This is a genomic window from Listeria innocua, from assembly GCF_028596125.1.
Taxonomy (GTDB): Bacteria; Bacillota; Bacilli; order Lactobacillales; family Listeriaceae; genus Listeria; species Listeria innocua.
The window spans coordinates 39,252-65,936 of record NZ_CP117228.1; the positions used below are offsets into that span (position 1 = coordinate 39,252).

Here is a 26,685-nt window from a genome sequence, read left to right on the forward strand (position 1 = left end):
CCTACGGGAAATTTGTATCGATAAGGATTACAAATTCCCGTAATATCAACGTTTGACGACTCTCTATTTTTCTATGTTTAATTTTCTCAACCTCTTGGGAATAGATAACAAATCAAATTTGTATTCACCAAGAAACGTAATATGCTCCCAATTAATAGGAGAAATATGGTTCATATAGTTGGTTACTTCTGGATCTATTTTCACTAGATAATCATAGGCTTCTTGTAAATAGACGGCGTTCCATATACTAATAGCATTTATTAAAACATTTAGTGCACTTGCACTTTGAAGTTGCCGACGAATATCACGTTCCATGAATTTACCTCGGCGACCAAAAAATAGTTCTCTTGCCAAAGCATTTACGGCTTCCGTTTTATTCAAACCATGGGTAATCTTACGTCTTAAGCTATCATCTGTCACATAATCTATCATGAAAATACTCTTCTCAATCCGTCCCAATTCTCTTAAAGCGGTAGCTACCTTATTTTTTCGTGCGTAAGAACCTAGCTTTCCTAAAATTAGCGAACTTGAGACTTTACCAGTTTGAATGGAATAAGCGATTCGTTTAATTTCTTCGTAACTTTCATCAATGGTTTTTATATTGATCCTACCACTGATGAGCCCTAATAAATCAGGGTATTCTGAAGTTGGCTTTATAGAAAATAATTGAGACTTTTTTATATTCCTAATACGGGGTTCAAAATGAAACCCTAGTAAAGCCGTCATACCAAACACTTGATCTGTATAACCATTTGTGTCAGTGAAGTGTTCTTCAATATCTAAATCTGTTTCGTGGTAAAGCAAGCCATCTAATGTATGAGTCGCTTCTCTCGTGTTGGTCGAAACAACTTCAACATGATGTGAGGTATTTCTGTCATTGATTGACCGAATCATTGTGGCGCCTTTCTCTAAGCTTTTATAATGTGGATTCACGTCAGCCTTAATGGCGGATACACCTACTGGTACACGCATTCCATCGGAAGCACTCGTTTTACCTTCTCCCCAAAAATCAGCTATAGGAATTCCTAATTGAAAATTAACCAAAATAGATTGGGCACAGGTTAAGGCTTCTTTATAAAACCGCCATTGTTTAGTATTCGCCAATTGAGGATAAGTAATTCCGGGGGTGGATTGGGCCATTTTCTCAAGCCCAATATTCATTCCTAATCCTAATAAAGTGGCAAAAACAATTTTCTTTTCTCGTTCATTTGGCGGATTTCCAGTTGAATCATGGATAAATTCTTGCGAAAATTGAGTCCAGCTATCCACTTCTATTAATAGGTCACTTAATCTTATTTTGGGAATCATTGAATAAAGTTTTTTTCTATATTCCTCTGCTTCATCTGGTGTAACTTTCTCCAATTTTTTTAGCACCATTTTGGCTGAACTTTTGCCAGAATTCGAATAATATTGTAGTTGTGAGTCCAATATTGCGCCCCTAGAAGTCAAATAATCATCAAATGTATCTGGAATAGTGAGTGAGTTAACGCAAGCATCGGAACTGATTAAGTAATCATCAATGTTTCGATGGGCTAAGCTTCCTTCTACCGAAATATTTCCTGATCTAATATTATTTTTTAACTCTGTGAACGCTACCAACTCGTAGAAGGATCGGTCTATTTTTCCTTCTTCAGGTTGAACAAGACGTTCCCATTTTTTACTCACAAATTCAATGGATGTGTTTGCTGGTATTTTCCGTTTACCATCGTTTTTTAACTCATTTATTTGAGTAAGCGCTGTAAGAATTGGTTGTGCAGATGAGGTTGCTTTAAACGAGAGTATTTTTAAAAGCATTGGGGTATATCTTCTAAGGTAAGTGGCTTTATTTCTCACCATTTCTAAATATCCGTGATTTTTCTTACCAGTAATTCGTTTAGCGTCTTCTCCATCTTGGATTAAGTCATGCCAGGGGATAACTCGTTCTATTTCGTCAAAAGGATTACTGTCGTTGTCTTTTGCAAAATGAAGTGCATCAATCAGAGACGCATAATGTTCTAATTTTTCAGTCGCCAACTTCCCTTTCTCTTTCAACAGTTCTTGCGAATCGTGCATCCCTTTTCGTTTAATCCCCGCTAAAATCCGGTCATTAATTTCAATGAGCAGATCGATCAGATACTGATGATGATCCACTAAAAAAGCAATGAGTAAGGAATACTTTTTTTCGAATTCAAAACGAGAAAAATCATAGGCATCGTAATTATCACCTAATCGTGCTAACTGAAGAAATCTATTTCGGTGAATATGCGACACATTGATTGTTCCTAGTTCAAGAACCGTAATCGTCTCAACTTTTTTGCAAATGGTCATAAAACTCTCTGGATTGGCTTTGCCAGGGATATCTTTTAACCAGGCGAGTTTAGTCATCTTCGTTTCTTTATATACTAGAAACAACTCATCTAATTTCTCGATTTGTGTTTCTGTTAGTGAATCCAGAAGAATTGAAAACAGTGTGCTTTCAGCCTTATCACGACAATGGCTGATAATGTCTTCTAGTGTCGCTATCGATGGAAAAATAATTCGATTTTGGGTGAGGAAGCCTAATGTTTTTTTCATGAGATAGGTAGAGTCATCATTTTCTAATGCCAGCTTAATAAGAAATGCTATTAATTGATTGCGTGTGTCGACACTTCCAAAACGCTGATACCTAAATGTTTCTAATATCTCATTAAAGTGATTGGCACGTGTGTTCCTATGGGCGTATAAGGCCAGTTCAATTGAGTCAAGATGTAACTGGCGCCTTACATAAGAGATTAAACGGTCTGATTGGATGGACCAGTTACTCAACGAACACCCAGGGTATCGTGCCAAGCAGAGCTGAATGGCAAACCCTAACTTATTGATATCCCCTCTGTGTTGGTTGATGATATCTAAATCAGAGTCAGAGAAACTGAAATAAGCTTGAAAATCCTCTTCAGATAAGTGATCGACAGAAAGAAGTTGCTCCCGCTGTGCTGCTGTTAAAATTTTCTTTAATGCCATAAGTTAGTTTTTCCTTCCATTAAGATAGCGGTATAGGGTTGTTTTGCTTAGTTTAGAGGCATCAAGAATCTGATTAATTGAATATTCCTTACTATCGTACATTTTCAAAGCCAACTCAATTGATTGACTGGCTTTACTTGGTCGCCCCCCTTTTTTTCCACGTGCTCTTGCTGCTTCAAGACCTGATTTGGTTCTTTCAATTGTAATATCACGTTCCAACTCTGCTAAACTAGCCATGACTCGGAAAAAGAATCTTCCCATAGAAGTAGAGGTATCAACGTTATCTTGAATAGAGATAAAATTAACCCCAAGCTCTTCAAACGTTTCTGAAAGCTCAATCAAATGTTTAGTTGAACGTGAAATTCGATCAAGTTTATAAATAACCACTGAGTCACCTTCACGTAACCCCTTTATCATGTCTTCCAATTGTGGACGGTCTCGTTTTGAACCCGTCACCTTTTCTTGGAATAGTTTATCGATACCGTGTTGGGTGAGTGCATCAATTTGCAAATTCAAATTTTGATCCTCTGTACTCACTCGAGCATAGCCAAAAATCATAAAAAGCCTCCTTACTATTAATGACTTAAATGTACCATAACTCATCAATAATTACCATATAGGCACTTTGAAAAAAGAACGAGTTTTGGTACCTGGTTTAGGGCTCAAACGGATGAAAAACAGATGAATTCAAAAAGTGCCATAAACGACCATTTAAGGTACTGGTTATAATAGTCAATTGTTATTCAAACGAACACTTGACTATCAGATTGGAACAGAGTATAATCACCCCTATAAACATTCAAGTGTCTCTTTGAGTGTTGGAAGGAGAAACTGAATATGACTGTAGATATTTGCGAAATTACTTGTATTGATGAAGAAAAAGTAAAACGGGTGAAGACTGGACTGGAAACCGTAGAAGTTACAACTATCAGTCAAATATTTAAAATTCTGTCTGATGAAACAAGGGTTAAAATTGTGTATGCATTACTGACAGAAAATGAACTTTGTGTATGCGATCTAGCTAATATTGTCGAAGCAACAGTTGCCGCTACGTCCCACCATTTACGCTTTTTAAAGAAGCAAGGGATTGCGAACTATCGAAAAGATGGAAAGCTTGTTTATTATTCTCTTGCGAATGAAAGGGTTAGAGATCGGATAAAACTTATATTACTTAATTTTGAAGGAGTGGGAGTCTAATGGCAGAAAAGACTGTTTATAGAGTTGATGGATTAAGCTGTACAAATTGTGCGGCCAAATTTGAACGGAATGTAAAAGAAATTGAGGGTGTAACAGAAGCTATTGTAAACTTTGGCGCATCAAAAATCACGGTAACAGGTGAAGCAAGTATTCAACAAGTTGAACAGGCTGGAGCATTTGAACACTTGAAAATCATTCCAGAGAAAGAATCTTTTACTGATCCAGAGCACTTTACTGACCATCAATCGTTTATTAGAAAAAATTGGCGATTATTGCTTTCTGGATTATTTATTGCAGTGGGGTATGCGTCACAGATCATGAATGGGGAGGACTTTTATCTTACTAATGCACTATTTATTTTTGCAATTTTCATAGGAGGCTATTCTCTCTTTAAGGAAGGATTCAAAAATTTATTGAAGTTTGAATTTACAATGGAGACACTGATGACAATAGCTATTATTGGAGCTGCTTTCATTGGTGAATGGGCAGAAGGATCCATTGTGGTGATTCTATTCGCAGTAAGCGAGGCGCTTGAGCGTTACTCGATGGATAAGGCACGACAATCTATTCGTTCCCTAATGGATATTGCGCCAAAAGAAGCACTTGTGAGACGCTCGGGCACCGACAGAATGGTTCATGTAGATGACATTCAAATTGGCGACATTATGATTATAAAACCTGGTCAAAAAATTGCGATGGATGGTCACGTTGTGAAAGGTTATTCAGCCGTCAATCAAGCAGCGATTACTGGTGAATCTATTCCTGTTGAAAAAAACATCGATGATTCCGTTTTTGCTGGAACGTTAAATGAAGAAGGATTGCTTGAAGTTGCGGTCACAAAACGAGTAGAAGATACCACGATTTCAAAAATTATTCACTTAGTTGAGGAGGCACAAGGTGAACGTGCTCCAGCTCAAGCATTTGTTGATACATTTGCTAAATATTATACGCCAGCCATTATTGTGATCGCCGCACTGATTGCAACAGTACCGCCATTGCTGTTTGGTGGAAACTGGGAAACGTGGGTGTATCAAGGGTTATCTGTATTAGTGGTTGGGTGTCCTTGCGCCTTAGTTGTTTCAACTCCTGTTGCCATCGTCACCGCCATTGGAAATGCAGCTAAAAATGGCGTATTGGTAAAAGGTGGTGTGTATTTAGAAGAAATTGGTGGGCTAAAAGCCATTGCGTTCGATAAAACTGGTACCTTGACAAAAGGTGTGCCGGTGGTCACTGATTATATTGAACTAACAGAAGCCACAAACATTCAACATAATAAAAACTATATCATCATGGCAGCACTGGAACAATTATCTCAACACCCCCTTGCTTCAGCCATTATTAAGTATGGAGAAACGAGAGAAATGGATTTAACTAGTATTAATGTGAACGATTTTACATCCATCACAGGAAAAGGGATTAGAGGAACTGTAGATGGTAACACCTATTATGTTGGAAGTCCCGTTCTATTTAAGGAATTACTAGCATCGCAATTTACTGACTCCATTCATCGACAAGTGAGTGACTTACAACTTAAAGGGAAGACTGCTATGCTTTTTGGAACAAATCAGAAACTGATTTCTATAGTGGCAGTTGCTGACGAGGTTAGGTCATCCAGTCAACATGTTATTAAACGACTTCATGAGCTGGGGATTGAAAAAACTATTATGTTGACTGGCGATAACCAAGCCACAGCGCAAGCAATTGGCCAACAGGTGGGTGTTTCTGAAATAGAAGGTGAGTTAATGCCCCAAGATAAACTAGATTACATTAAACAGTTGAAAATAAACTTTGGTAAAGTGGCCATGGTTGGAGACGGTATTAATGATGCGCCAGCCCTAGCAGCGGCCACGGTTGGAATTGCAATGGGCGGAGCTGGAACTGACACAGCCATTGAAACAGCTGATGTTGCCTTAATGGGAGACGACTTACAAAAATTACCTTTCACGGTAAAGTTGAGTAGAAAAACACTCCAAATTATTAAGCAAAATATCACATTTTCCTTGGTCATCAAACTGATTGCTCTTTTGCTAGTCATTCCAGGGTGGTTAACATTATGGATTGCAATTATGGCGGATATGGGTGCGACTCTTTTAGTCACGTTAAATGGCTTACGATTAATGAAAGTGAAAGATTAATTACCGCTATTGTCTAGTTGGTTTTTTGAATTATTCTGAAAGCATTCCTTATTGTACAAAATAACAGGTGAGATCAAAGGAAATCTCCTTATCGATACAAATTCCCCGTTGGCGCTCGGGACCCCCACAAGGGATAGCTTATTACGATGGAGTTATCTATTTCTATACCAACAATTTAATAACAAAAATCAACGAAAATGGCAAGGTCTTAGGTCAAGAATATTTATCTCTTAAAGGTGAATCGGAAGGTATAGAAGTTAACAAAGAAAATGGTAAAATAATTATTGGATACAATGGAAATAACAGAGTTTATGAACAAAAATAAGTGAAAAAACACCCTGATTGGGGTGTTTTTTTTGTGGAAGGATATCACATTAATGGAATATTTAGTTAAGATTGGTAGTAAAAAAGCAATGTACATTAATCTAAATGATTTGGAAAGGGAAGAAAAAGAGATTAGTGTTAAAAATGTTGGAAGAGGAATCAAAAAATGGTTAATTGATAAACAAGAAAAAGGAAAAAACATCTTAATAAAGCGCACAGTAACTAAAAATAAAGTTGTATGGACTACTATGAAAATACCTGAAAAAGCTGTTATAGAGGTTGTTCATGGCCCTGGCTGCAGGGACTTAAGCGCTAGTATTGTAATTAAGCATGAACAAAAACGTGAAATCAGAAAGTTTATCCATTAATAGATGTAGCTGAGGGAGGTATTTATGGTTAAATTTACTCACAGAAGAAAGCCACACTACAAAAAATGCATGTATGTAGGCGTTAGTATATTTTGTTGTCTAATAGTTCTCTTTTTATATAAGACAATAGTGCATAATCAGGAAATGAAACAAGTAAGTCAACAAACAGCCAAAAATATTTCAGTTGCTTACAATAAAGATAGGATAAAAAACGTTATCAAAACGGATAATAAGACCAGAAGTGATGTGGAAAGGCTGTCTTGGAAGGACTTTATTTCATTTCAAGGAAGTAAAGAGGAAATGAATATAGCTTCTAATAGTGTTGGAATTATTGAAATCCCAAGTATTGCTCTTTCTTTACCAGTTATTGAAGGAACAAATAATTCTAATTTGAAAGTCGGGGCTACTACTTTTCGGGAATATCAGTCTTTAACAGATGGAAACTATGTGCTACTTGGCCATAATATGGGACAATCTGGAGTACTTTTTTCAGATGTTCCTAAATTAAAAAAGGGGGATAAAATATATATCTACCAAAAAACGGATAAGGGTCAGAAAAAAATAACTTATAGTGTTAAAAGCATAGAAGAAGTTAATAAGAACCAAACAACCGTTTTGGAAAATACAGATATTAGAAAACTTACTTTAATAACTTGTTCTACTGAAAGAACTACTTCTAAAAGAATCATAGTAACAGCAAACCCTATCTAGTTAAGATAGGGTTTTTTGTTACGGATAAAAAGGCTATTAATTATTTTTAATAGTCTTTTTATCCGTATGAAAATTGTCTATACGGAAATTTAAAAGAGAGGAGCTAAAATATATGATAAATTCTACAGAACAAGCTAAATTTATGAAACAAATGGCAGAAGCACTCATGGTACAAGTTGGAGTAGATCCAAAAAAATGGCGTGAAGATATCCTACTTCAAGGATATCAAAATTTTGTGTTACAAAACTCCAAGCACGTAATCCAAGTTATCGAAACGCATGATCAAAGAACAAGTTCACAGAAAAGTTTCAAGTCAGATCAACCTAAGCAAGAACACAAATCACAATAAAAAGGGAGTTTTTATTTATGTCAGTTTGGAAAAATGTAATTTTAGACTATTATTCACGATTATTAGCAATGGATTGGTTTAGCAATGCGATTAACGCTATTAACAACTTAACATCTAAGTTTCAGCCACTATTAATTGTAGCAGCTATTCTTTGTTTGTTGCTGGCAGGAGCTTTATTTATGATGGGTGATGATATGAAGCGTTCGGCAAAGGGCTGGATTCTTGGTATTTTAATTGGTGTGTTTATTATTTCAAGTTGTACAGCACTAATTAATACGTATGCAGCAACAATTAAATTTTAAGAAGAGAGATTTATTTCTCTTCTTTTTTTATATTAAAAAGGAGGATAGCTATGGCACTTATAGGAAAGAAAAGTTATGTGAGTTATTTACAACCTGTACATTTATCAACAGAAGAACCATTTGAGGAACTGCAAAATATGCGTCTTCAGGAAGCTATACTATATGCAGAATGCATGCTAGAGCAATTAAATTTTGGTGAGATAGTTGAAATGGAATGGAAGCTTCAAACTAAAAAAGGAGAAATCTTTACCTTTAGGTTTAATATTGGACAGCTCGAAGAAAGCTTACCTCTCCTAGAAATTATTGAAGAAGGTGTAAGAAACTCACTTAATGAAGATGAAGCGAATAGAGTACTTAATATTTTACCTCTACGATATGAAGCTAAAGAAAAAGAATATGAGAATCCTAGGCAGTGGGTACTAGAGAATGAAGAAAATTTTTATTTTATGAAATCAGAACAGGCCTATATTAATCACATGGAAGAAAATCAACCAACCATTGAAATACTACCTGATATTTCTATAGAAGAACCAAGAGAAGAAATTGTGGAAGAAAATGAAGAAATAGAGCCAGATGTTTATTATGAGGTTGATACTGACGAAGATTTTAATTTATCTTTGGAAGATATTCACACTAGTGATGAACAGCCTTTTAACAAAGACGTTGTTAAGGTTAATACAGATGGATTATATAAACGATTCTCTGGCTTAGATGAAAAGCTCAATCATATTTTTTCTACGTATCTTTCTAACGAAGAAGTAAGTAATATTTTTGAAAAACATAAAAAGAAGGCAGAACAAAATGAAGTACAGAAAAGTATTAACATCATTAAGAAAAAAATGATGGAAAAAGAAATCCAGTTAGAACATAATTTTATCGAAGAAAAAGAGATACTTCAAGCAGCAGAAGAAGAAAAACAAAAACTTGAAGAACGACATAAAGAAGAAGAACTAAAAAAACTGGATGAAGTATATACAGAAAAAATAAAGTTGAAAAAAGAAGAAGTAACAAACGAAAAAACACTGGAAAAAGAACAGGCATTAGAAATAGAAAAGCAAAAATATCAGCAAGCTGCTTTAGAAATAGAAAAAAAGTATACCAACACATTGCATGATTTAACTGCAAAAGCCTTAGAAAAATTAGAAAAAGAACTCCAAGAAAAGAAAAATCAAGTGATCAGTAATCATTCTTATCAGATGACTCAAAAAAGTAAGGAAGCTAATCAGAGCATTTCTATAGTTATGCAACAAAAAAATAATAGTAATCATACGGAATTACAGAAATACTTATATAGTTTAGCAGAAGAGGAAAAAGAACGAATTGACAAAATGATCCAGGAACTCCATCCAGTTCTTGACGAATCAGCCAAACATGAATTAGAAGAGATTAAACTACGATATGAGTCGGAAAGTGATGAAAAATACGTAAGTATGGAGCGTGAGCTACGTATGAAACAGATGGAACAAGAAAAAGAACTTGAGGAAAGAAAACAATTAGCAAATGAAAGACAAACTGTAGAGCAAATGAAGCATGAAATTCAACGTTCGAAAGAAGAATATAATAATGCAATTCAGTTAGTAGAACAAATGTCAAAATGGATGGTTCCTGGAGATAGAAAAAATGTTTCAGAAATAAAAGAGAAAAATAGTTCTATTCTTAAAACAGTCATTCTTAGTATCACAGCTATTCTTTGTGCCACTGTTCTAGGTCTAGGCATTTTATTCGGATTAAAATATATGCCTGAAAACAAAGATACAGCAGTGGCAAAAGAACAAATATCTACGCAAGTTCAGCCGGAAAAAGTAACATATAGTGAAGAAAATCCGAGCTTGGATGCTTTGCTGAATCAAAAAGAGTTCATTAAAGCAGCTCAATTATATCCCGATAGTAGAAACCAAATTGAATCAACTATTTTTGAACTTAAAGATGTGACTGCGCTGAAGCGATTTAATGAAGTGTTTAAGACTTCATATGGTGCGCTTGATGAAGCTATACTGAGTCGAGATTTGCATAAGCAAATTCAATTTTATGAAGAGAATCCTACCATTTCCTACACAAGTGAACAATTGGAAGCGATAGGAAATGCCTATGTCCAAACTAATAAATTACAAGAGGCAACAGAAATCCAAAATAAATTAAAGAGTGCAACATTGGCAAAAACTATCAAAGAAAAAAGTATGTCAGAGGAATCTTAAATTGTATAAGAAAAACCAGTAAATAAGGAGGAGAGAACATATATGACATTATATGATAGTTTAGAACAACTTGAAAAATATGAAGCAATAAAGAGAATAAGAAGAGGGCTTCACCGAACAGAAAAATTTAAGAACTGTATAAAATTCTATGAAGGTTTAACTATCAAGGAAAAGAAATATTTTAATAGTCAAATCGATTATAAAGGGATAAGCACGCTACAAAAGTCAAGTTTAGAATCATTTTATCATGAGGGTTATAAAGAAGAGGTTATACAGGAGAGAAACCTTGCTAAGGAGAATTTATCAATAGAACAAGTGAATAGAATTGATCAACATATTGAAAATGAGATTGAATTTACTGAGCATGAACATGGAGATATTTCTTATGGCCCAGATAAAGATATAGCGTATATACGTTTTATAGATGATATCTATATGGCTGAATTGGAGCGAAGTGAGCTAAAGTCTTTAGAAAATCAATCTGATAATAATATCGTTATAGGCGATATCTCGTCAAGTAATCTTGAAGAAGTAATAATAGGCAATAATAACCAAAACTCCTATACATCTAGCAGTCAAAATTTGGGGAGATAAATAATGTGGTTCTTTAATAAACGAAAAGATAAGGACTATCGTTCTTTAGAGCAACAGAAAACTAATCGCTATCTTCAGTTTAAATGGCTTATTTTGTATAATATTTGTGCATATCTGATATTTACGATTATTATTAATAGCATACTCAAATTTTTCTATGCTAACTTCATAGCTATTTCAGAGCAGAAACTTTCGATATTTGAATTTGATCAAGTTAAATTTATCTCCTTTCATTGGGAATGGTTATTTCAACCATTCCTTTTTTTTCATTCAATTCCATTTTTAATATATCTGATATTGTCTTTTATATTCGGTATAAAGGCATTTAAGATAACTCGTCAAGCTTTTTACAAATATAGAGTTAAGCCAGAAGAATTGGTTAAAAAAGGTGATAGCAGGTGGACGACTATACCAGAATTATTCGAAATATATCAAGCCGTTCCTGAAAAAGGACTGGTATTTCCAGGATATGGTGGAACCCCTATAAGTCATTACCGTAATAAACTATTCATTGACCCAACACCAACTAATAATTGTATTATTGGTACTACGCGGTCAGGTAAGGGCGAAACAGAAGTATTTGCAACAATTGATAATATATCACGTGCCGAAAAGCAAGATAGTATGGTGCTTAATGATCCAAAGGGTGAACTCTTTACAGCGAGTTATAAAACACTTCGTAAGAGAAACTTTGACGTTTTAGCCTTTAATCTGACAGAGCCAGATGAAGGCGTAGCATATAATTTGTTAGAAACAATAAAACAATATTATACTCGAGGAGATATTGAACGGGCTCAAGCATTAACTAATAGTCTTACTTATTCTTTATATCGTGCAGCTACCGCTGGTAAAGGAGGCACGGATGATTTCTTTAATTCTTGTGCTGCTTCTTTAGTGAATGCTCTAATTTTAGGATTACTTGATATATGTGCAAGAACTAATGAAATGGAAAAAGTAACAATGGATAATGTAGCATATATGCTTAACACCATGGGTAGTGATGTAAAACGTTCGTTTGAAAGAGTAGAAGATCAAAAGGTGCTTGTAGAAACAAATGCTTTAGATGAATTCTTCCAACAATTTCCTAATAATCATGTAGCGAAAAAACAATACGCAACCTCCAATTTTAGTACTGATAAAACGCGTGCATCTATTTATACAACAGCTATGGAAAAACTAAATATTTTTTCTATGGATAATATTGCGCGTATGACCTCTTTAAATGATATAGACTTAGATCTCGTTGGTTTCCCACAACGAATTGAAATTGTTGGCAGTCCAAATTCTCGATGTAAATTATTACTTAAACGAAGCGAAAAAGTTATATATCAAGATCAAATTTCACTTAATCGAAGAGGAGTTGGCTTACTTCGTTTTAACTGTGATATTCAAGAAGGAGATTGTCTAGAAATATTCATTAATTTTACAGGGAAAGCAGTCGGAGATAATGCGTGGAAAAAAGAAACTTATTCTATTCACTATAACCCTGTAATGAAAGACGACAAGCCCGTTATTGATGAATTTACAGGTAAGGTTGAATATCATGTTGGAATGAAATTAAAATTGCTAGAATCAGCTTGTGAGGGCGAACAGATTCAAGTGAAAATGCTTAACAAAACCAAGCCGACAGCTATATTTATGATTCTTCCTGATTATGATGCATCAAATCATGTTATTGCGAGCATTTTTGTTCGTCAGTTATATTTTATTTTAGCTGATAATGCGACAAGGACTCGCGGAATAAAGTGTCATCGACGTGTTCGTTTTATCCTGGATGAATTCGGTAATATGCCTGCTATTGAAGGAATGGAAAGTATTATAACTGTTTGTTTGGGTCGTAATATTAGTTTTGATTTATATGTACAAGACTACACACAAATTATCAGTAAGTATGGTGAAAAAGTAGCTGAAACAATCAAGTCCAACTGTGGTAATCATATATATATATTAACCACAAGTGGAGATACAGCAAAAGAGATCAGTGGGAAGTTAGGTACTAAAACAGTATATGGAAAAGAGAAAAGTTATGGTCAGGGTGATTTGAAATCAAATGTAAGTGAACGCTCTGATGATAAACAACTGTTAGATGCAACTCAATTATTACAATTGAAAGAAGGAGAATCAGTTATCCTAAGACCGTTGAAACGGCAGGATAGAAAACGAAATCGCCTAAGAGCTTATCCGATTTTTAATCGTGGATCAACAGCGATGAAATTCCGTTATGAATATTTAAATGAGGGTTCTGTTGCAAAGTTCCAAAATGAACAATACTAGTCTAACACTAGCTATAGTTTATGCAGGTATTCCTAATAATATCTTCATTTCCGTGCAGACTGAAAACCCGAAGAGAGTGCCTTCTTTTCGGTTCTTCTTATATAATCCTCGAATGGCTTCCATGCCTTTAATCGTGGTTGAGGCTGTTCGTAAGCTTCGATAAAATTTGTTTCGTCTCTTGATGGGACGATGATCTTGTTCAATGAGGTTATTTAGATATTTCACCGTGCGATGTTCTGTTCGCTGGTAAAACCCGTGTGCCTGTAATTTTTTGAAGGCACTGGCAATAGAGGGAGCTTTATCGGTCACCAGAACCCTTGGTTCATCGAACTGTTTAACTAATCTCTTGAGAAAGGCGTAAGCTGCTTGTGTATCTCGCTTTTTCCGTAACCATATATCCAGAGTGAGACCATCTGCATCAATGGCGCGATAAAGATAATGCCATTTTCCTTTGATTTTAATATAGGTCTCGTCCATTTTCCACGAATAAATGGACTGTTTGTTTTTCCTCTTCCAAATGTTGTAAAGTAGTTTCCCATATTCCTGTACCCAACGATAGACAGTGGTGTGAGACACGTTAATACCACGGTTGTACAGAATTTCTTGGACGTCACGATAACTCAGGTTGTACCGAAGATAGTAGCCTACAGCGACAATAATCACATCTTTCTGAAATTGTTTGCCTTTAAAATGGTTCATCTTCGTTACTCCTCCTAGTTCCTATTAAACTCAGTTTACCCTATAATGGATCTGAGGGGAAACTTTGCAACAGAACCGTTTTAAGAAAGCATAGGCTGCTTGCGTATCCCGTTTCTTTCGTAACCAGATATCTAAGGTTAAGCCGTCCGCATCAATTGCACGATAAAGATAATGCCAACGTCCCTTAATTTTGATATAGGTTTCGTCCATTTTCCATGAATAGAAGGATTGTCTATTTTTCTTTTTCCAAATTTGATAGAGTAGTTTGCCATATTCTTGCACCCAACGATAAATCGTCGTATGAGAAACGTTAATGCCACGATCATATAAGATTTCTTGAACTTCACGATAGCTAAGGTTATAACGAAGATAGTAGCCCACGGCTACAATAATCACATCCTGCTGAAATTGCTTTCCTTTAAAATGATTCATCGTCATTCCTCCTGCTATCTTTTTCTATTATTCTATCTTATTTGACAGTAGATTTAAAAATTTGCAACAGAACCAAATCTTTTATAAAACTGTGTTGCACTTAATTTGATAATTTAAGACAAAGAAGTGTATACTTAGTTGGGTAAATAAATTCTATTTACGATAAACATTGACCTTTGGAGGTAATACGAATGAAATACGTTATAGTAGGAACTTCGCATGCTGGTTTTGAAGCTGTGCAAACTCTATTGAAAAAAGACTCAGATGCAGAAATCGTTGTATTTGAAGCTGGATCAACCGCTTCTTTCTTATCATGTGGTATTCAGTCCTATCTAGAAGACATTTCAAAATCTTTGGATGAATTACACTACGCAAATGAAGCATCATATAAAGAACAAGGCGTTGATATCCGCATGAACACAAGTGTGATTGCCATCAACCCAGAGACAAAAGAAATTACAACACGCACTACTGACGGTGTGGAAGCTACAGAAAGTTACGACAAACTATTGCTTTCTCCAGGTGGTGTACCAGGTACAATCCCGAATGTAGATGACCAACACGAAAACATCTTCTACTTACGTGGTAGAAACTGGGCAGATAAAGTGAAAAATCGTATGTCTTCAGCTAAAAAAGCTGTAGTTGTTGGTGCTGGTTACATCGGTATCGAAGCAGCAATTGCTTACGCACAAGCTGGCATCGACGTAACAGTAGTCGACTTTGTTGATTCAATCTTACCAACTTACCTTGACAGTGAATTCACTAGTCTTCTAACAAAACATATGGAAGAAAAAGGTATGAAGATTAAAACTGGCGAAGGTGTGAAAGAATTTAAAGTCAACGAAAACAACGAAGTAACTGCTGTTGTCACTGACAAAGGCACTTACGAAGCAGATACAGTTATTATCAGTGTTGGGGTTCGTCCAAACACACAATGGTTGAAAGACACTTTAACCCTTGATGGTCGCGGCTTTGTTGAAGTCAACGAACACATGGAAACTTCAGTTAAAGATGTTTACGCTGCAGGTGATGCAACTGCTATTCCTTTTGCACCTACAAACGACAAAGCTTACATTGCTTTAGCAACTAACGCTCGTCGCCAAGGTGTCATCATGGCTCGTCACGCAAGTGGTGATGCAGACGCTAAAATTGGTCGCGTAAACGGTACATCAGGTCTTGCTGTATTTGACTACAAATTCGCTACTACTGGTATCAAGGATGCTAACGCAAACTCTTACCAAGGAAATGTGAAATCTGTTTACAAAGAAGACTTAATCCGTCCTTCATTTATGCATGACGAAGAAAAAGTTTTAATGAAGCTTCATTACGATGCAGATAACGGTCGTATATTAGGTGCTCAATTAATGTCAACTTATGACATTCTTCAAGCTATTAATGCTGTATCTGTTGCGATTGAAGCTGAATGGACTGTAGACCAATTAGCGCAAGCTGATTTCTTCTTCCAACCAGAATTCAGCCGTCCTTGGAACTTCTTAAATGTCTTAGCGCAAGAAGCTCAAGGTCAACCATACGGCGCAGACACAATGCTTTTCTAATCCAAACGAAAGCCACTTTTTCACTACAGATATATAACATTCTTTATAACAAATAAAAGACAGGCGGTAGACTCTCATTTAATCTACTCGCCTGTCTTTTTCTTCTATTATGTAGCTCACGATATCCGGTTCCAAAGGTCAAACTCTTCCAACACTTCCCAAAATACGCCAATTACTTAGCAGTACTTGTTCGGCTTTTGCTCCAGCGCGCCGAGTCTTAGCGACTTTTGTCACACCTCTAATTTTTACTCTAACCAACCATCAACTGTTTCACGATTGGCTTCAATCCAATTATCTGCTGCTTCTTCTGGTTCTACATCTGTCGCTAATTCTTCCATAACAGAAGACATATCTTCAACTTCCCAGTAGAAGTTATCAATAATCTTATAGGCTTCTGGATTATCTTCCTTTAGCCCTTCTCTTGCGTATGAATGAATTTCCTCGTAGCCACCAAAGACATTTTCTGGATCGTCAAGCATCTTAAGATCATAATCCATGAACATCCAATGCGGCTTCCAACCAACCACAACTATATCCTCTTCATTATTGATAGCCTGATCTAATTCAGCAATCATAGCACCTGTTGAACTCACAGAAACCTCCCAATCGGATAGATTGTCATACTCCTTAACAGCATTTTGGGCACTGTTGGTAACACCTGCCCCTGGTTCAATTGCTGTAATAGTTGAATCATTTTCATCCGTGAGGTCGGTAATCGAATTGATATCTTCCATATATGTTGGAACAGTTAATGCTGAAATAGCACCTTCTAGGTTAGCCCCTAAATCAACCATCGAGTCACCATATTTCTCTGCATAGGCCTGGTGCGTTGTAGGCACCCAACCGCCGACCATAGCATCCAACTGCCCTTCTGCAACCGAACTAAACATGATGGCCGGGTCTACTGTTGTAATTTGTACGTTGAACCCTGCTTCTTTTAGCACCTGTGCCAGGACATTTGTTGAAGCTATTTCAGACTCCCAATTCACAGTTGCTAGAGTCACTGTTTGGCCACCAGAATCAGCACCTACAGTCGTTTTATACGAATCTTCACTGCCAAAGGTAAATAATAGCCCTATAACTGTTGCTACTAATAAACTCATTTTCTTAAACATTTTTACACGTCCCAAAAAATGTTTGAATTGGAAAACACCTTATGAAATCTTTTATAAAACTGTGTTGCACTTAATTTGACAATTTAAGCCATAAAAAATCGTATCCATAAGTTAAAACATTTGAATACTGTTGAAGCCTCTCAAGAGACTATTTGGTTTACACTTATAAATACAGTGCATCAAGATTTCCTATTCTACAGATTAATTTCCGAAATTGAAATAAAAAAGATTAAAAGTATAAAGAGTGGTACGCTGTTCACACAAGGAGAACCGAGATCATTAATCGTTCATATTTTATCTCGTCTGTGGTGGTTAGATATTATACAACGGATGATAGTCGCGAAAATCCTTATGAGTTAATGGAGTTTTTTGGGAAAAAAGATATATCTGGGAAGATGATTAGTTTCTTTTCTAGCGTAATGACAAACAATAAAAACATTCGGCTTGGAATTATTTCTGGAATAAAGAAACTATATGATGCTGATTTAATTCCTTACCATAGAGAGCAATTTCGAACTTCAATAATGTATTTTAATTTAATGGGAGGTGTCAGAATCTTAGAAATACTTTCTTTTGAAGAGGTTGAAGAGATTACAATTGAGTTGTTAAAGGAAAAAATAGTGTCACTGACCAAGATATCCAAGTTCTTCAAAAAGCATAATAAATACCCTCTAAAATGAAATCATTTTAGAGGGTATTCTATTAATCTGATTATATATTAGGCTGGAAATAATTATCCTGAATAATTATCCTGAATAATTCATACCTCTATAATTTAAGCTATGAATTATTCAGGTCTAACATATTGTAATTTATATGTACTTGTTATTTTAATCTCCGGTTATTCATAGAATCGTTATACATGAAGGCGTGAATAGGGAGAAAAAGCGGCATACACTGATTAACCCTATGGTTTTTTCCAGTGTAGAATCTAGTCAGGATGCCTTTAAGCAAGCCGCGCATTATTTAAATCAGGTATACAATTTAAAAGATACCATTGTGGTTACGAACAGTGATGGCAGCAGTGGCTATGAAGCAGATAAATTTGAATCCATGGATGGTTATAGTAAGCAGCACGAGCATTTTAGAGACTTATTTCATGTGCACAAAAAGATAAAAGAACGTTTATCCTTTGATAAGCCAATGGCCAAGCAGGTGGAGAAAGCTATCTATCAATATGATTGGGATAGAATTGAAACACTTTGTGCCACCATTGAAAGTCGTCTGATTGATCTTCCCGAAGTCATTATAGAAGATCGATTGGAACAGATTAGAAAGCTCAAAAATTACTTATCTCGGAACTGGGTTTATATCAAACCGTTTAAGAAGCGTGAATTATCGATTGATAGAGGCACAGGGGCTGGAGAGACGGGTCATCGTCTGTATACATATCGCATGAAGAGACAAGGCCGAAGCTGGACAAAAAAAGGAGCTAGCCACGTTGTGGCAATTCTCACTGCAGAGAAAAATGGGCTTTTACAGACAGCTTTAACAGCTGAAATAACAGATAAAGTCGAATCACTAGGTGAAGAGATTAAAGGAGCTGTCCGTCAAGCGTTAAAGAAAATAGATTCTACGGCCAAACAATCCAAACGGGTTCTATCGTCAATTATGGTCCGAAAAGCAGCTTTATAGGCCAACTAGCCCTTTCATTTAGTTAAATGAATAGAAACAAAAAACCGCATTTATTTTAAGGGTCATTTAGAATAAAGGTTACCGAGGAAAACTTGACGCATACAAATGTAAGTAAAGGCTTGACCGATTAAATTTGATGTGCTATTATGAAACTAACTTTACAAGACAAGTTGATAAAAGACGACAACTTAATATGAAAGCTTTGATTAGGGGCGTTTGAGCTAATCATTGTGATCTGAACAGGCGGTGAACGTAACACGAGGTTCATGCAGCTGGGCTGCAATTATTTGCGGCAGCAGACTATGTATTCTAAGGGCATATCTGTGGGACAGTTAATTCTGTTCTACGGGTATGCCCTTTTTTAATACAGAAAAATAAGTGGAAAAGGAGGGAGACCGCTCTTTAAGCCAGTTGTCTGTGATATGTGATAGAATAAAAATAATGATGAAAGAAGGGAATAACATGATCAGTTATTTAATAAAGAGTAGGCAGGGCCAGTTTTTAGCTATCGGTATTTTGTTTGCCGCAGCTGGCTTTATATTTGGAACGATGAATAGTGAGTACAGTCGCTGGCTTTTCTATGCTGCTATATTTTTCTTAGGCTTTTATGCGTCCAAAAATGCGATCGTAGAAACAGTGCGCTACAAGTCGCCCAACGTGGATCTACTTATGATCCTCGCTGCACTTGGTGCTGTGATCTTTGATTTTGAATCAGAAGGAGCAGCCTTACTACTAATTTTTGCCGCAGCTGAAGTACTAGAAGATTATGCGAACAACAAATCGACCTCAGCGATCTCGGAATTGATGGCTCAGGTACCTGAAACAGCTCAAGTCTTGAAAGAAAATGGTGAAGTGGTAACCGTTCCTACTGAAGACCTGAATGTAGGGGAAAGGGTCGTCGTTTCTAAAGGGGAACAGATCCCGATCGACGGAATCATTGACCGCAAATCGATCGTCAATGAATCAGCTCTCACTGGCGAATCGGTTCCTGTCGTGAAAGAGGCCGAAGATGAAGTGTTCGCAGGAACGATCAATGAAGGCGACGTTTTTTATATCGATGTAACCAAATCCAGCGATGAAACAGTCTTCTCCAATATCATTCGGATGGTCGAAGAAGCGCAGAGCCGTCCTTCACGCATCTCTAAATTCATTGACCGGATAGAGAGCAAGTATGTTATTTCTGTACTAGTTATCGTGCCGATTTTCATCGTTGTGATGTATGCATTGATGGATCTGCCATTCGAAGAAGCCTTTTATCGCGGTATGGTCTTTCTAACAGTCGCCAGTCCCTGTGCCTTAGTCGCTTCGGCCACGCCAGCAACGTTGAGTGCGATCAGTAATGGAGCAAAAAACGGGATTTTATTCAAAGGGGGGGCTGCAATGGAAGCTTTGAGCACGATGGATATCTTATACACAGACAAGACAGGCACGCTGACTTATGGTGAATTCAAGGTCGATGAATACAGTGCTCCCGATGATGTATTGAAAGAAGTGATCTATATGGAACAGCAGTCGAGTCATCCGATCGCTCGAGCTATCGTGACGGCGTTTAAAGAGACGGATCTGAGTTCAGTCGATCATAATGAACCTGTTAGTGAAATAGCCGGTTCCGGTATCAAGAAAGGCACAGTAAGGGTGGGAAAACCTTCAGCCTTCAGTACATTCAAAAACTACGATCGCTTCAAGCAGTACTTCCAAAAAGGCAACACGATCATTCTCGCAGCAAAAGAAGAGGAGGTCGTTGGTTACTTTTCACTCAGTGACCAGATTCGCAGACAGTCGGCAGATGCCGTGGCTAACTTCCAGAAAGAAGGCATTAAAGTCACGTTATTAACGGGTGATAACGAAGAAGTGACAGAGACGGTAGCAGAGGTCGTCGGTGTCGATGACTATAAAGCGTCCATGTTGCCGGAAGACAAGATCGCCTATGTCAGGGAGAGTCAGGATAAGGAAGAAGTGGTCGGCATGATCGGTGACGGGATCAATGATGCGCCAGCTCTGGCAAATGCAGATATCGGGATCGCGATGGGCAGCGGTTCCTCTGTGGCGATGGAATCATCCGATGTCGTTGTCGTTAAAAATGACTTGTCGAAACTGTTCTACAGTTACAAGTTGAGTAAGAAACTGAACAAAATCATTTTGCAGAATGTGATTTTCTCGATCAGCGTGATCGTGACCTTGATCGTCTTGAACCTCTTTGGCGTATTAGGACTTCCACTAGCGGTATTATTCCATGAAGGGTCAACAATACTCGTTATTCTTAATGGTCTCCGTCTACTTGGATCTAAAGGTCCGAAGCAAGAAGAGAGAGTCTCGGATCCATCTTTAAAGTCTGTAAAGGTTTAAACTGAACATTTTATGAAAGAAAGCCCCTGAGACTGATCAAACAGACTTGGGGGCTTTCTAGTGTTCATATTTAGCTGAGCATTGAAAAGAGTGTCTGTATCGTACCGTTTTCTAGCAAAATGTAGATACCCAGACCAATGAAAACGATAGGAACAATGACTCGCTCGTATTTCTCCAAGGTTTCTGAGATGAAGGAGAACTTAGCCAGGCGGAAGCTGATATAGCAAAGTATGGCTACGGAAACGGCAAAGACGAGTATGGCAAAAATGATGTCGATCGGATCAAGTGAGGTAAAGTAAGGGATATAGATACCCAAGTTGTCAGCGCCCGACGCGACAGTGATGAGAGTCACGGTCCAGAACAAGCGACTCGATCCGCCGGAACTGATTTTTTCGACGACTTCCTCCTCTTCTTCTTCCTCTTCACCGTAAAGGGCGACTTGGATACCTAAGTATAGAGGTATCAGTCCCAAGAGCCCAATGATCCAGTCTTGAGGAATGAGATTCAGGACATAAGCAGCGAAGAGACTGACGGCAACGAGAAAGCTTGTCCCCAGATACTGTCCTCCATAGATATGAACGATGCCTTTTTTTGTATGATTCTGCGAAAATATAATAAGTACCTGAATAATTCATACTTTTAATTAAAACCATGTGAAACTGCCTCACGGCAGCTTACAATTACTTTTTCATCTTCACCCGTTAAGTGATGAAAAAAGAACCCCTTTCTGCTATGGTTAAAGTGACTGGTTCTGTTGCGAAGTTTGAAAATCAAACGCGCCCTCTCTGAACTCCAAATATCTTAGGCTGTTATTCCCATTAATACCTTGATTTCAGTAGACACCGAAAAGCCGAAGAGCGTTCCATTTCTTCGGTTCTTTTTATATATTCCTCGAATGGTCTCCATGCCCTTAATCGTGGAAGAGGCTGTACGGAGACTTTGATAAAATTTATTTCGTCGTTTAATAGGTCGATGGTCTTGTTCTATTAAATTGTTAAGATACTTCACAGTTCGGTGCTCTGTCTTAGTATATAAACCCACACTCTGTAACTTTCTAAAGGCGGAGCCAAGAGAAGGTGCTTTATCGGTCACAATTGCTTTCGGCTCACCAAACTGTTTATGGAGTCGTTTTAAGAAAGCATAGGCTGCTTGCGTATCCCGTTTCTTTCGTAACCAGATATCTAAGGTTAAATCATCCGCATCAATCGCCCGATAGAGATAGTGCTAACGTCCTCTGATTTTGATATAGGTTTCGTCCATTTTCCACGAATAAAGGACTGTATATTTTTCTTCTTCCATAGATGATAGAGCACGTTGCTGTATTCTTATACCCAACGATAAATCGTTGTATGGCATACATTAATTCCTCGGTCATAAAAAGCATCTCTTGTACTTCACGATAGCTAAGGTTATAACGAAGATAGTAGCCCACGGCTACAATAATCACATCCTGCTGAAATTGCTTTCCTTTAAAATGATTCATCGTCATTCCTCCTGCTATCTTTTTCTATTATTCTACCTTATTTGATAGTAGATTTAAAACTTTGCAACAGAACCATAGTTTTCGTGCTGGTCGTCGCAGCTACACAATTTTCCAAGTTGGGAAAGCGACCTTGCTACGTGTGAGTGACGTCATGAAATTAAAAAAAACAGATGTCTTTAATCTTGATGGAACAGTCAAACAAACTGCATTTATTCATGATCAAAAAACTGGTAAGGGAAATACGTTATATTTAAAACCTGTCCAACAAGATTTAATGATTTATCATGCATGGCTCATCCAACAAAACATGAATTCAGAGTGGTTATTTCCTTCAACTTCTCGTCCTGATCGTCCTATTACCGAGAAACAGTTTTATAAGATTATGGCACGAGTTGGTGATCTTTTAGGAATTAACTATCTAGGAACGCATACCATGCGTAAAACAGGCGCTTATCAGGTCTATACCCAGTCAAACTATAATATTGGTTTAGTGATGCATTTATTAAACCATTCAAGTGAAGCCATGACCTTAACGTATCTTGGATTAGATCAAGCTAGTCGAGAAACGATGTTAGACCAAATTGATTTTGGGTAATGAATGTTTAGAACTTAGTAGTCGTCCAAAAACGACTACTTTTTTTGTTGAATCGTCCAAGGACGATTCGATGCTTTTGACTTGTAAGAACAGAATTGAATGAAGCCATACTGTTCGCATATTTTTAGTGGATGAACAAACAAAATACGAGAGATTTTTTGTTCGTTCATCCAAAAAGAGGGACGATTTCGGAAGAAGAAAATCGTCCCTCTTTTTCTTCTTTTTGTATGACAAAAAGAAAGATCTTTTGCCCATTTTATTTTTATAAAATGGGTAGGTGGCGTTTGCGTAAAGCAAATCGACACAATCCAAAGGGGATAAAAGGGGAAAGTGAAACTTCCCCCTTTTCAAGACACATTGTAATACAAGAACGAAGTAATTTGTATTACAATGTGATAGCTTGCAGCAGTATTTATGGCTTTATATGGTCTATTTTGTTATAATGATTGTAACCGAATAGGGCGCAATGCTTATTACAAAATCAATGACAAAGGGCGATTGAGGAATGAGTGCTGGGGCATTTTATCTTTGAGGAGGCTATTTATGGATCAGAAAGAAGTATCACAAAATCAAACAAAGTACATTCAATTTAGATTATCTGAAGAACAATACAATAAGCTGAAAATTTCAGGAGAAACATATGGACTCTCTCCGAATCTTTATGCGAAAAAATTAGCACAAAAATCTCATTTAAAAAAACCTTATCTCGAACATGACCAAGCGAAATCTTTATTATTAGAACTCTCAAAACAAGGAACCAATTTAAATCAAATCGCCAAGAAACTCAATCAATTCGATCGGATGGACAACCAAGATAAAGAGCTGATCGAGGCTTTACGCTATACATACGGAGTACTCGCTCAAGCTCAAAAGGGATATAAAGAGTTATGGCAACAATTGCAAAAATAAGCAATGGCGCAAGTGCAGCGAGCGCCCTTAATTATGCTTTAGGTCAAGACAGACCCATGCATGAAAAAACTGAACAGTGGCTACAAGACCATCAATTGGAACGTCCTGTGGAGCTGACAAATTGTCGGGCAGTTGCCGTGGGTGGAACCAACGGGATTGATCCCTTTATCGCCAAAGAACAATTTGGTGTCATTCGACAACTTCATAACCAAACGAAAGAATCCAATCAAGTCTTGCGTATTACCCAATCTTTCGCCTTAGATGAACTGAATCCGAAAGTTCAAAAAGACTGGCAAAAAGCCAATGATTTAGGCGTTGAATTAGCAGAAAATCTCTATCCTAACCATCAAAGTGCTGTGTATACGCATTTAGACGGAAAAAATCACGTCTTACACAACCACATCATTGTCAATAAAGTCAATTTAGAGACAGGAAAGAAATTAAGAGAACAAAAAGGAGAAAGCGTTCAACGAGCACGAGAAATGAATGATCGACTCGCTTCTCGAGAAAACTGGCACATTTTAGAGCCACCAAAAGAGCGCCAAACAGAGACAGAAAAAGAACTAATCGCCAAAAATGAGTATTCTTACATGGATGATTTGAGAGAAAGAATCAATAAATCGCTTCAAGATGTCTCTGTGAGCTCATATGAGACGTTTAAAGCGCGCTTATCCGATAATGGTGTAATTCTATCAGAAAGAGCTCAAACGTTCTCATATGCCTTTTTAGACGCCAATAACAAGCAAAGACGAGCACGAGAGGCCCGATTGGGTTCTGATTTTGGAAGGGAGACCATTTTACATGAGTTGGAAAAGAGAACAAGACAAAACGAATTTAGAGCTGTTGAACAACGAGAACCAGCGATTACTCCGCTTGAGCGAGACACTCAACAAAGAGAATCAGAAATTGTTAGCCTTGAACAAGCAATTGAACCAAGAAAATCAGAAGCTCTCAAACGAGAATCAACAACTAATCGATTTATTGACACAATCAAACAGTTTGCAGGACGAGTACCAGAACTTACTCAACGCGTTACAAGAAAATTAAAGCAAACAAAAGAGAAAATCCTCGATGATTTTGAACGTCGCTTTTCAAAGGACATGAAAAATTACGAGCAAGAACAACAGAAAGGCCTAGAAAAACAAGAGAATAGAGACGTGCAGTCCGAAAAGAAACCAACAAAAGATCATGATTGGGGGATGAGTCGATGAATAAAGATGAACAACTCGTTGTTCAAGTATTAAATGCTTATAAAAATGGCAAAATTGATTTCAGTTACGTTCCAGAACTAGAAACCTTAGTCCGTCAAGAGGTCAATAAAGAGTTTCGGGACTACCAAGAAAAAATAGAAGCTGTTGCGAATCAAAAAATGGAGTCTGCCATTCAAGAACAACTCCATCGTTTAGAGGCAGAAAACTTAAAAGCGGATATACTGAAAGACATTCAAGTTGAAAAACAAGCATTACTCGCTTTGAAAAAAGAACTAAATGAACACCAAGAGCAGATAAAAGCAGATCGCAAACGTGAGATTGTCGAATGTTACGGTATTCTGATTGCGAATATTGTCTGCCTGTTCTGTTTCTTAGTTGTTGGTATTCTCATCGGACGATGGATTTATAAAGGTATCTGGGATGGTTGGGGTTTGCATATTTTGTATGACACAGTGATGGAAATACAGCCTAAACATCCTTATGGGGCAGTCGTTCTTGGATTAGGTGGTTTTGGTTTAATCGGTGCTGGAATTTATGGCAGTTTTCGATTAATGTATACCGCTTCAACATGGTTTGATCAACGTCCAAAAATTTTCAAAAGAATCTTTCCGAAAAAATAGAGAGTGAGGGGATATTTTGGTTTTAGATAATAAATTAGGCTTAACAAATTCAGCAGAATTAGCTAAACAAGAAGAGTTATTAACGAAAAAAAGAGCCAAAGAATTGTTTGAGTCTGGCAAAATAGAGGATCTGGAAATTGGGACGTTTCAAGGCTTATCTGATATTCATCAGTTTTTATTCCAAGATATTTACGACTTTGCAGGAAAAATTCGAGAAGTGAATATTGCGAAAGGAAACTTTCAATTTGCGCCACGTATTTTTTTAGCGCAAACACTTGAATATATTGATAAATTACCTCAAGAAACATTTGATGAAATTATTGATAAGTATTCGGATATGAATGTGGCGCATCCTTTTAGGGAAGGCAATGGACGAGCCACTCGTATCTGGTTGGATTTAATTCTTAAAAATAAACTACACAAAATCGTCGATTGGAATCAAATTGATAAGGATGAATATTTAAATGCCATGATCCGTAGTACAGTCAGCACCAATGAATTAAAATATTTGATTCAAAAGGCTTTAACCGATGATTTAGGAAAAGAACAATTCTTTAAAGGAATTGATGCGAGTTATTATTACGAGGGCTATTACGAAATTAAAACAGAAGATTTATAAATAACCGATACAAACAGACTGATCAAATTCTATATTG

The 26,685-nt window shown here is 36.9% G+C and carries 23 protein-coding genes, 3 pseudogenes and 1 riboswitch; of the genes and pseudogenes, 19 read left to right on the forward strand and 7 right to left on the reverse strand.

All coding sequences use genetic code 11. From position 1 onward, the window contains the following. Nucleotides 1-63: 63 nt before the first annotated feature. Together PQQ29_RS00205 and PQQ29_RS00210 are read right to left on the reverse strand one after the other, a co-directional pair. Nucleotides 64-2,979, reverse strand: a complete 2,916-nt coding sequence (locus PQQ29_RS00205; RefSeq protein ID WP_003728469.1) for a Tn3 family transposase — start codon at nt 2,977-2,979, stop codon at nt 64-66. Nucleotides 2,980-2,982: 3 nt separating this feature from the next. After that, nucleotides 2,983-3,537 carry a recombinase family protein gene (locus tag PQQ29_RS00210; protein ID WP_003728468.1) on the reverse strand — a complete coding sequence of 185 codons (555 nt, stop codon included), beginning with the start codon at nt 3,535-3,537 and terminating at the stop codon, nt 2,983-2,985. 279 nt (nt 3,538-3,816) lie between these two features. Between PQQ29_RS00210 and cadC the strand changes: the two genes are divergently transcribed. From cadC to PQQ29_RS00255, 9 genes are all read left to right on the forward strand, one after another. Then, nucleotides 3,817-4,176, forward strand: a complete 360-nt coding sequence (gene cadC, locus PQQ29_RS00215) for a Cd(II)-sensing metalloregulatory transcriptional repressor CadC (RefSeq protein ID WP_003728467.1) — start codon at nt 3,817-3,819, stop codon at nt 4,174-4,176. Further along, nucleotides 4,176-6,311 carry a heavy metal translocating P-type ATPase gene (locus PQQ29_RS00220; protein WP_003728466.1) on the forward strand — a complete coding sequence of 712 codons (2,136 nt, stop codon included), beginning with the start codon at nt 4,176-4,178 and terminating at the stop codon, nt 6,309-6,311. The genes cadC and PQQ29_RS00220 overlap by 1 nt, the downstream gene beginning before the upstream one ends. A gap of 377 nt (nt 6,312-6,688) precedes the next feature. Then, a complete protein-coding gene (locus PQQ29_RS00225) occupies nt 6,689-7,003 on the forward strand; it encodes a hypothetical protein (protein ID WP_068995972.1) in 315 nt (104 codons plus the stop codon). Between the two features lie 24 nt (nt 7,004-7,027). Further along, a complete protein-coding gene (locus PQQ29_RS00230; protein WP_068995971.1) occupies nt 7,028-7,714 on the forward strand; it encodes a class A sortase in 687 nt (228 codons plus the stop codon). A gap of 112 nt (nt 7,715-7,826) precedes the next feature. After that, complete coding sequence (locus tag PQQ29_RS00235; RefSeq protein WP_068995970.1) at nt 7,827-8,063, forward strand: hypothetical protein; 237 nt, start codon at nt 7,827-7,829, stop codon at nt 8,061-8,063. Nucleotides 8,064-8,080: 17 nt separating this feature from the next. Then, complete coding sequence (locus PQQ29_RS00240) at nt 8,081-8,365, forward strand: TrbC/VirB2 family protein (RefSeq protein ID WP_068995969.1); 285 nt, start codon at nt 8,081-8,083, stop codon at nt 8,363-8,365. Between the two features lie 50 nt (nt 8,366-8,415). Further along, the gene (locus tag PQQ29_RS00245; RefSeq protein ID WP_068995968.1) at nt 8,416-10,560 is read left to right on the forward strand and encodes a hypothetical protein; all 2,145 of its coding nucleotides are present in this window, start codon (nt 8,416-8,418) and stop codon (nt 10,558-10,560) included. 42 nt (nt 10,561-10,602) lie between these two features. Beyond that, nucleotides 10,603-11,154, forward strand: coding sequence for a hypothetical protein (locus tag PQQ29_RS00250; protein ID WP_031642452.1), 552 nt, complete (start codon nt 10,603-10,605; stop codon nt 11,152-11,154). Between the two features lie 3 nt (nt 11,155-11,157). Then, the gene (locus PQQ29_RS00255) at nt 11,158-13,428 is read left to right on the forward strand and encodes a VirD4-like conjugal transfer protein, CD1115 family (protein WP_068995967.1); all 2,271 of its coding nucleotides are present in this window, start codon (nt 11,158-11,160) and stop codon (nt 13,426-13,428) included. 18 nt (nt 13,429-13,446) lie between these two features. Here the strand turns inward: PQQ29_RS00255 and PQQ29_RS00260 are convergent, their stop codons facing one another. After that, on the reverse strand, nt 13,447-14,127 hold the full coding sequence (locus tag PQQ29_RS00260; RefSeq protein WP_002389568.1) for an IS6 family transposase: 681 nt from the start codon (nt 14,125-14,127) through the stop codon (nt 13,447-13,449). Between the two features lie 75 nt (nt 14,128-14,202). Then, a pseudogene (locus PQQ29_RS00265) lies at nt 14,203-14,559 on the reverse strand (IS6 family transposase); the annotation flags it as partial. A gap of 191 nt (nt 14,560-14,750) precedes the next feature. On the opposite strand from PQQ29_RS00265, the gene PQQ29_RS00270 reads away from it, so the two are divergent. Then, a complete protein-coding gene (locus PQQ29_RS00270) occupies nt 14,751-16,115 on the forward strand; it encodes an FAD-dependent oxidoreductase (RefSeq protein WP_003728481.1) in 1,365 nt (454 codons plus the stop codon). 245 nt (nt 16,116-16,360) lie between these two features. Here the strand turns inward: PQQ29_RS00270 and PQQ29_RS00275 are convergent, their stop codons facing one another. Further along, on the reverse strand, nt 16,361-17,230 hold the full coding sequence (locus tag PQQ29_RS00275; protein ID WP_003728480.1) for a glycine betaine ABC transporter substrate-binding protein: 870 nt from the start codon (nt 17,228-17,230) through the stop codon (nt 16,361-16,363). Between the two features lie 120 nt (nt 17,231-17,350). Between PQQ29_RS00275 and PQQ29_RS00280 the strand changes: the two genes are divergently transcribed. The 4 genes from PQQ29_RS00280 to PQQ29_RS00295 all read left to right on the forward strand — a co-directional run bounded on the left by PQQ29_RS00280 (nt 17,351) and on the right by PQQ29_RS00295 (nt 21,211). Next, the gene (locus PQQ29_RS00280; RefSeq protein WP_003728479.1) at nt 17,351-17,590 is read left to right on the forward strand and encodes a DUF6339 family protein; all 240 of its coding nucleotides are present in this window, start codon (nt 17,351-17,353) and stop codon (nt 17,588-17,590) included. Next, the gene (locus tag PQQ29_RS00285) at nt 17,590-17,910 is read left to right on the forward strand and encodes a DUF6339 family protein (protein ID WP_003750113.1); all 321 of its coding nucleotides are present in this window, start codon (nt 17,590-17,592) and stop codon (nt 17,908-17,910) included. The genes PQQ29_RS00280 and PQQ29_RS00285 overlap by 1 nt, the downstream gene beginning before the upstream one ends. Nucleotides 17,911-18,100: 190 nt before the next feature. Beyond that, nucleotides 18,101-18,865, forward strand: coding sequence for a UPF0236 family transposase-like protein (locus tag PQQ29_RS00290; RefSeq protein WP_176867842.1), 765 nt, complete (start codon nt 18,101-18,103; stop codon nt 18,863-18,865). Between the two features lie 225 nt (nt 18,866-19,090). Beyond that, a riboswitch (NiCo riboswitch) is annotated at nt 19,091-19,199 on the forward strand. Nucleotides 19,200-19,327: 128 nt separating this feature from the next. Further along, on the forward strand, nt 19,328-21,211 hold the full coding sequence (locus tag PQQ29_RS00295; RefSeq protein ID WP_003728476.1) for a cation-translocating P-type ATPase: 1,884 nt from the start codon (nt 19,328-19,330) through the stop codon (nt 21,209-21,211). 70 nt (nt 21,212-21,281) lie between these two features. Here PQQ29_RS00295 and PQQ29_RS00300 read toward each other — a convergent pair whose 3' ends face one another. Both PQQ29_RS00300 and PQQ29_RS00305 read right to left on the reverse strand, forming a co-directional pair. After that, a complete protein-coding gene (locus PQQ29_RS00300; RefSeq protein ID WP_050558412.1) occupies nt 21,282-21,842 on the reverse strand; it encodes a CadD family cadmium resistance transporter in 561 nt (186 codons plus the stop codon). Between the two features lie 170 nt (nt 21,843-22,012). After that, nucleotides 22,013-22,694 (reverse strand): annotated as a pseudogene (locus PQQ29_RS00305) (IS6 family transposase). A gap of 76 nt (nt 22,695-22,770) precedes the next feature. On the opposite strand from PQQ29_RS00305, the pseudogene PQQ29_RS00310 reads away from it, so the two are divergent. The 5 genes and pseudogenes from PQQ29_RS00310 to fic all read left to right on the forward strand — a co-directional run. Further along, nucleotides 22,771-23,289: pseudogene (locus PQQ29_RS00310) on the forward strand (site-specific integrase); the annotation flags it as partial. 543 nt (nt 23,290-23,832) lie between these two features. Continuing rightward, nucleotides 23,833-24,198: a plasmid mobilization protein gene (locus tag PQQ29_RS00315; protein ID WP_003131442.1), complete on the forward strand. Its 366-nt coding sequence runs from the start codon at nt 23,833-23,835 to the stop codon at nt 24,196-24,198. Further along, nucleotides 24,177-25,409: a relaxase/mobilization nuclease domain-containing protein gene (locus PQQ29_RS00320; RefSeq protein WP_068995964.1), complete on the forward strand. Its 1,233-nt coding sequence runs from the start codon at nt 24,177-24,179 to the stop codon at nt 25,407-25,409. The genes PQQ29_RS00315 and PQQ29_RS00320 overlap by 22 nt, the downstream gene beginning before the upstream one ends. Then, nucleotides 25,406-26,029 (forward strand): mobilization protein, encoded by a 624-nt coding sequence (locus PQQ29_RS00325; protein ID WP_068995963.1) that lies wholly within the window; start codon nt 25,406-25,408, stop codon nt 26,027-26,029. The genes PQQ29_RS00320 and PQQ29_RS00325 overlap by 4 nt, the downstream gene beginning before the upstream one ends. Before the next feature lie 16 nt (nt 26,030-26,045). Beyond that, a complete protein-coding gene (gene fic / locus PQQ29_RS00330) occupies nt 26,046-26,648 on the forward strand; it encodes a protein adenylyltransferase Fic (protein WP_003131447.1) in 603 nt (200 codons plus the stop codon). The last annotated feature ends 37 nt before the right edge of the window (nt 26,649-26,685 follow it).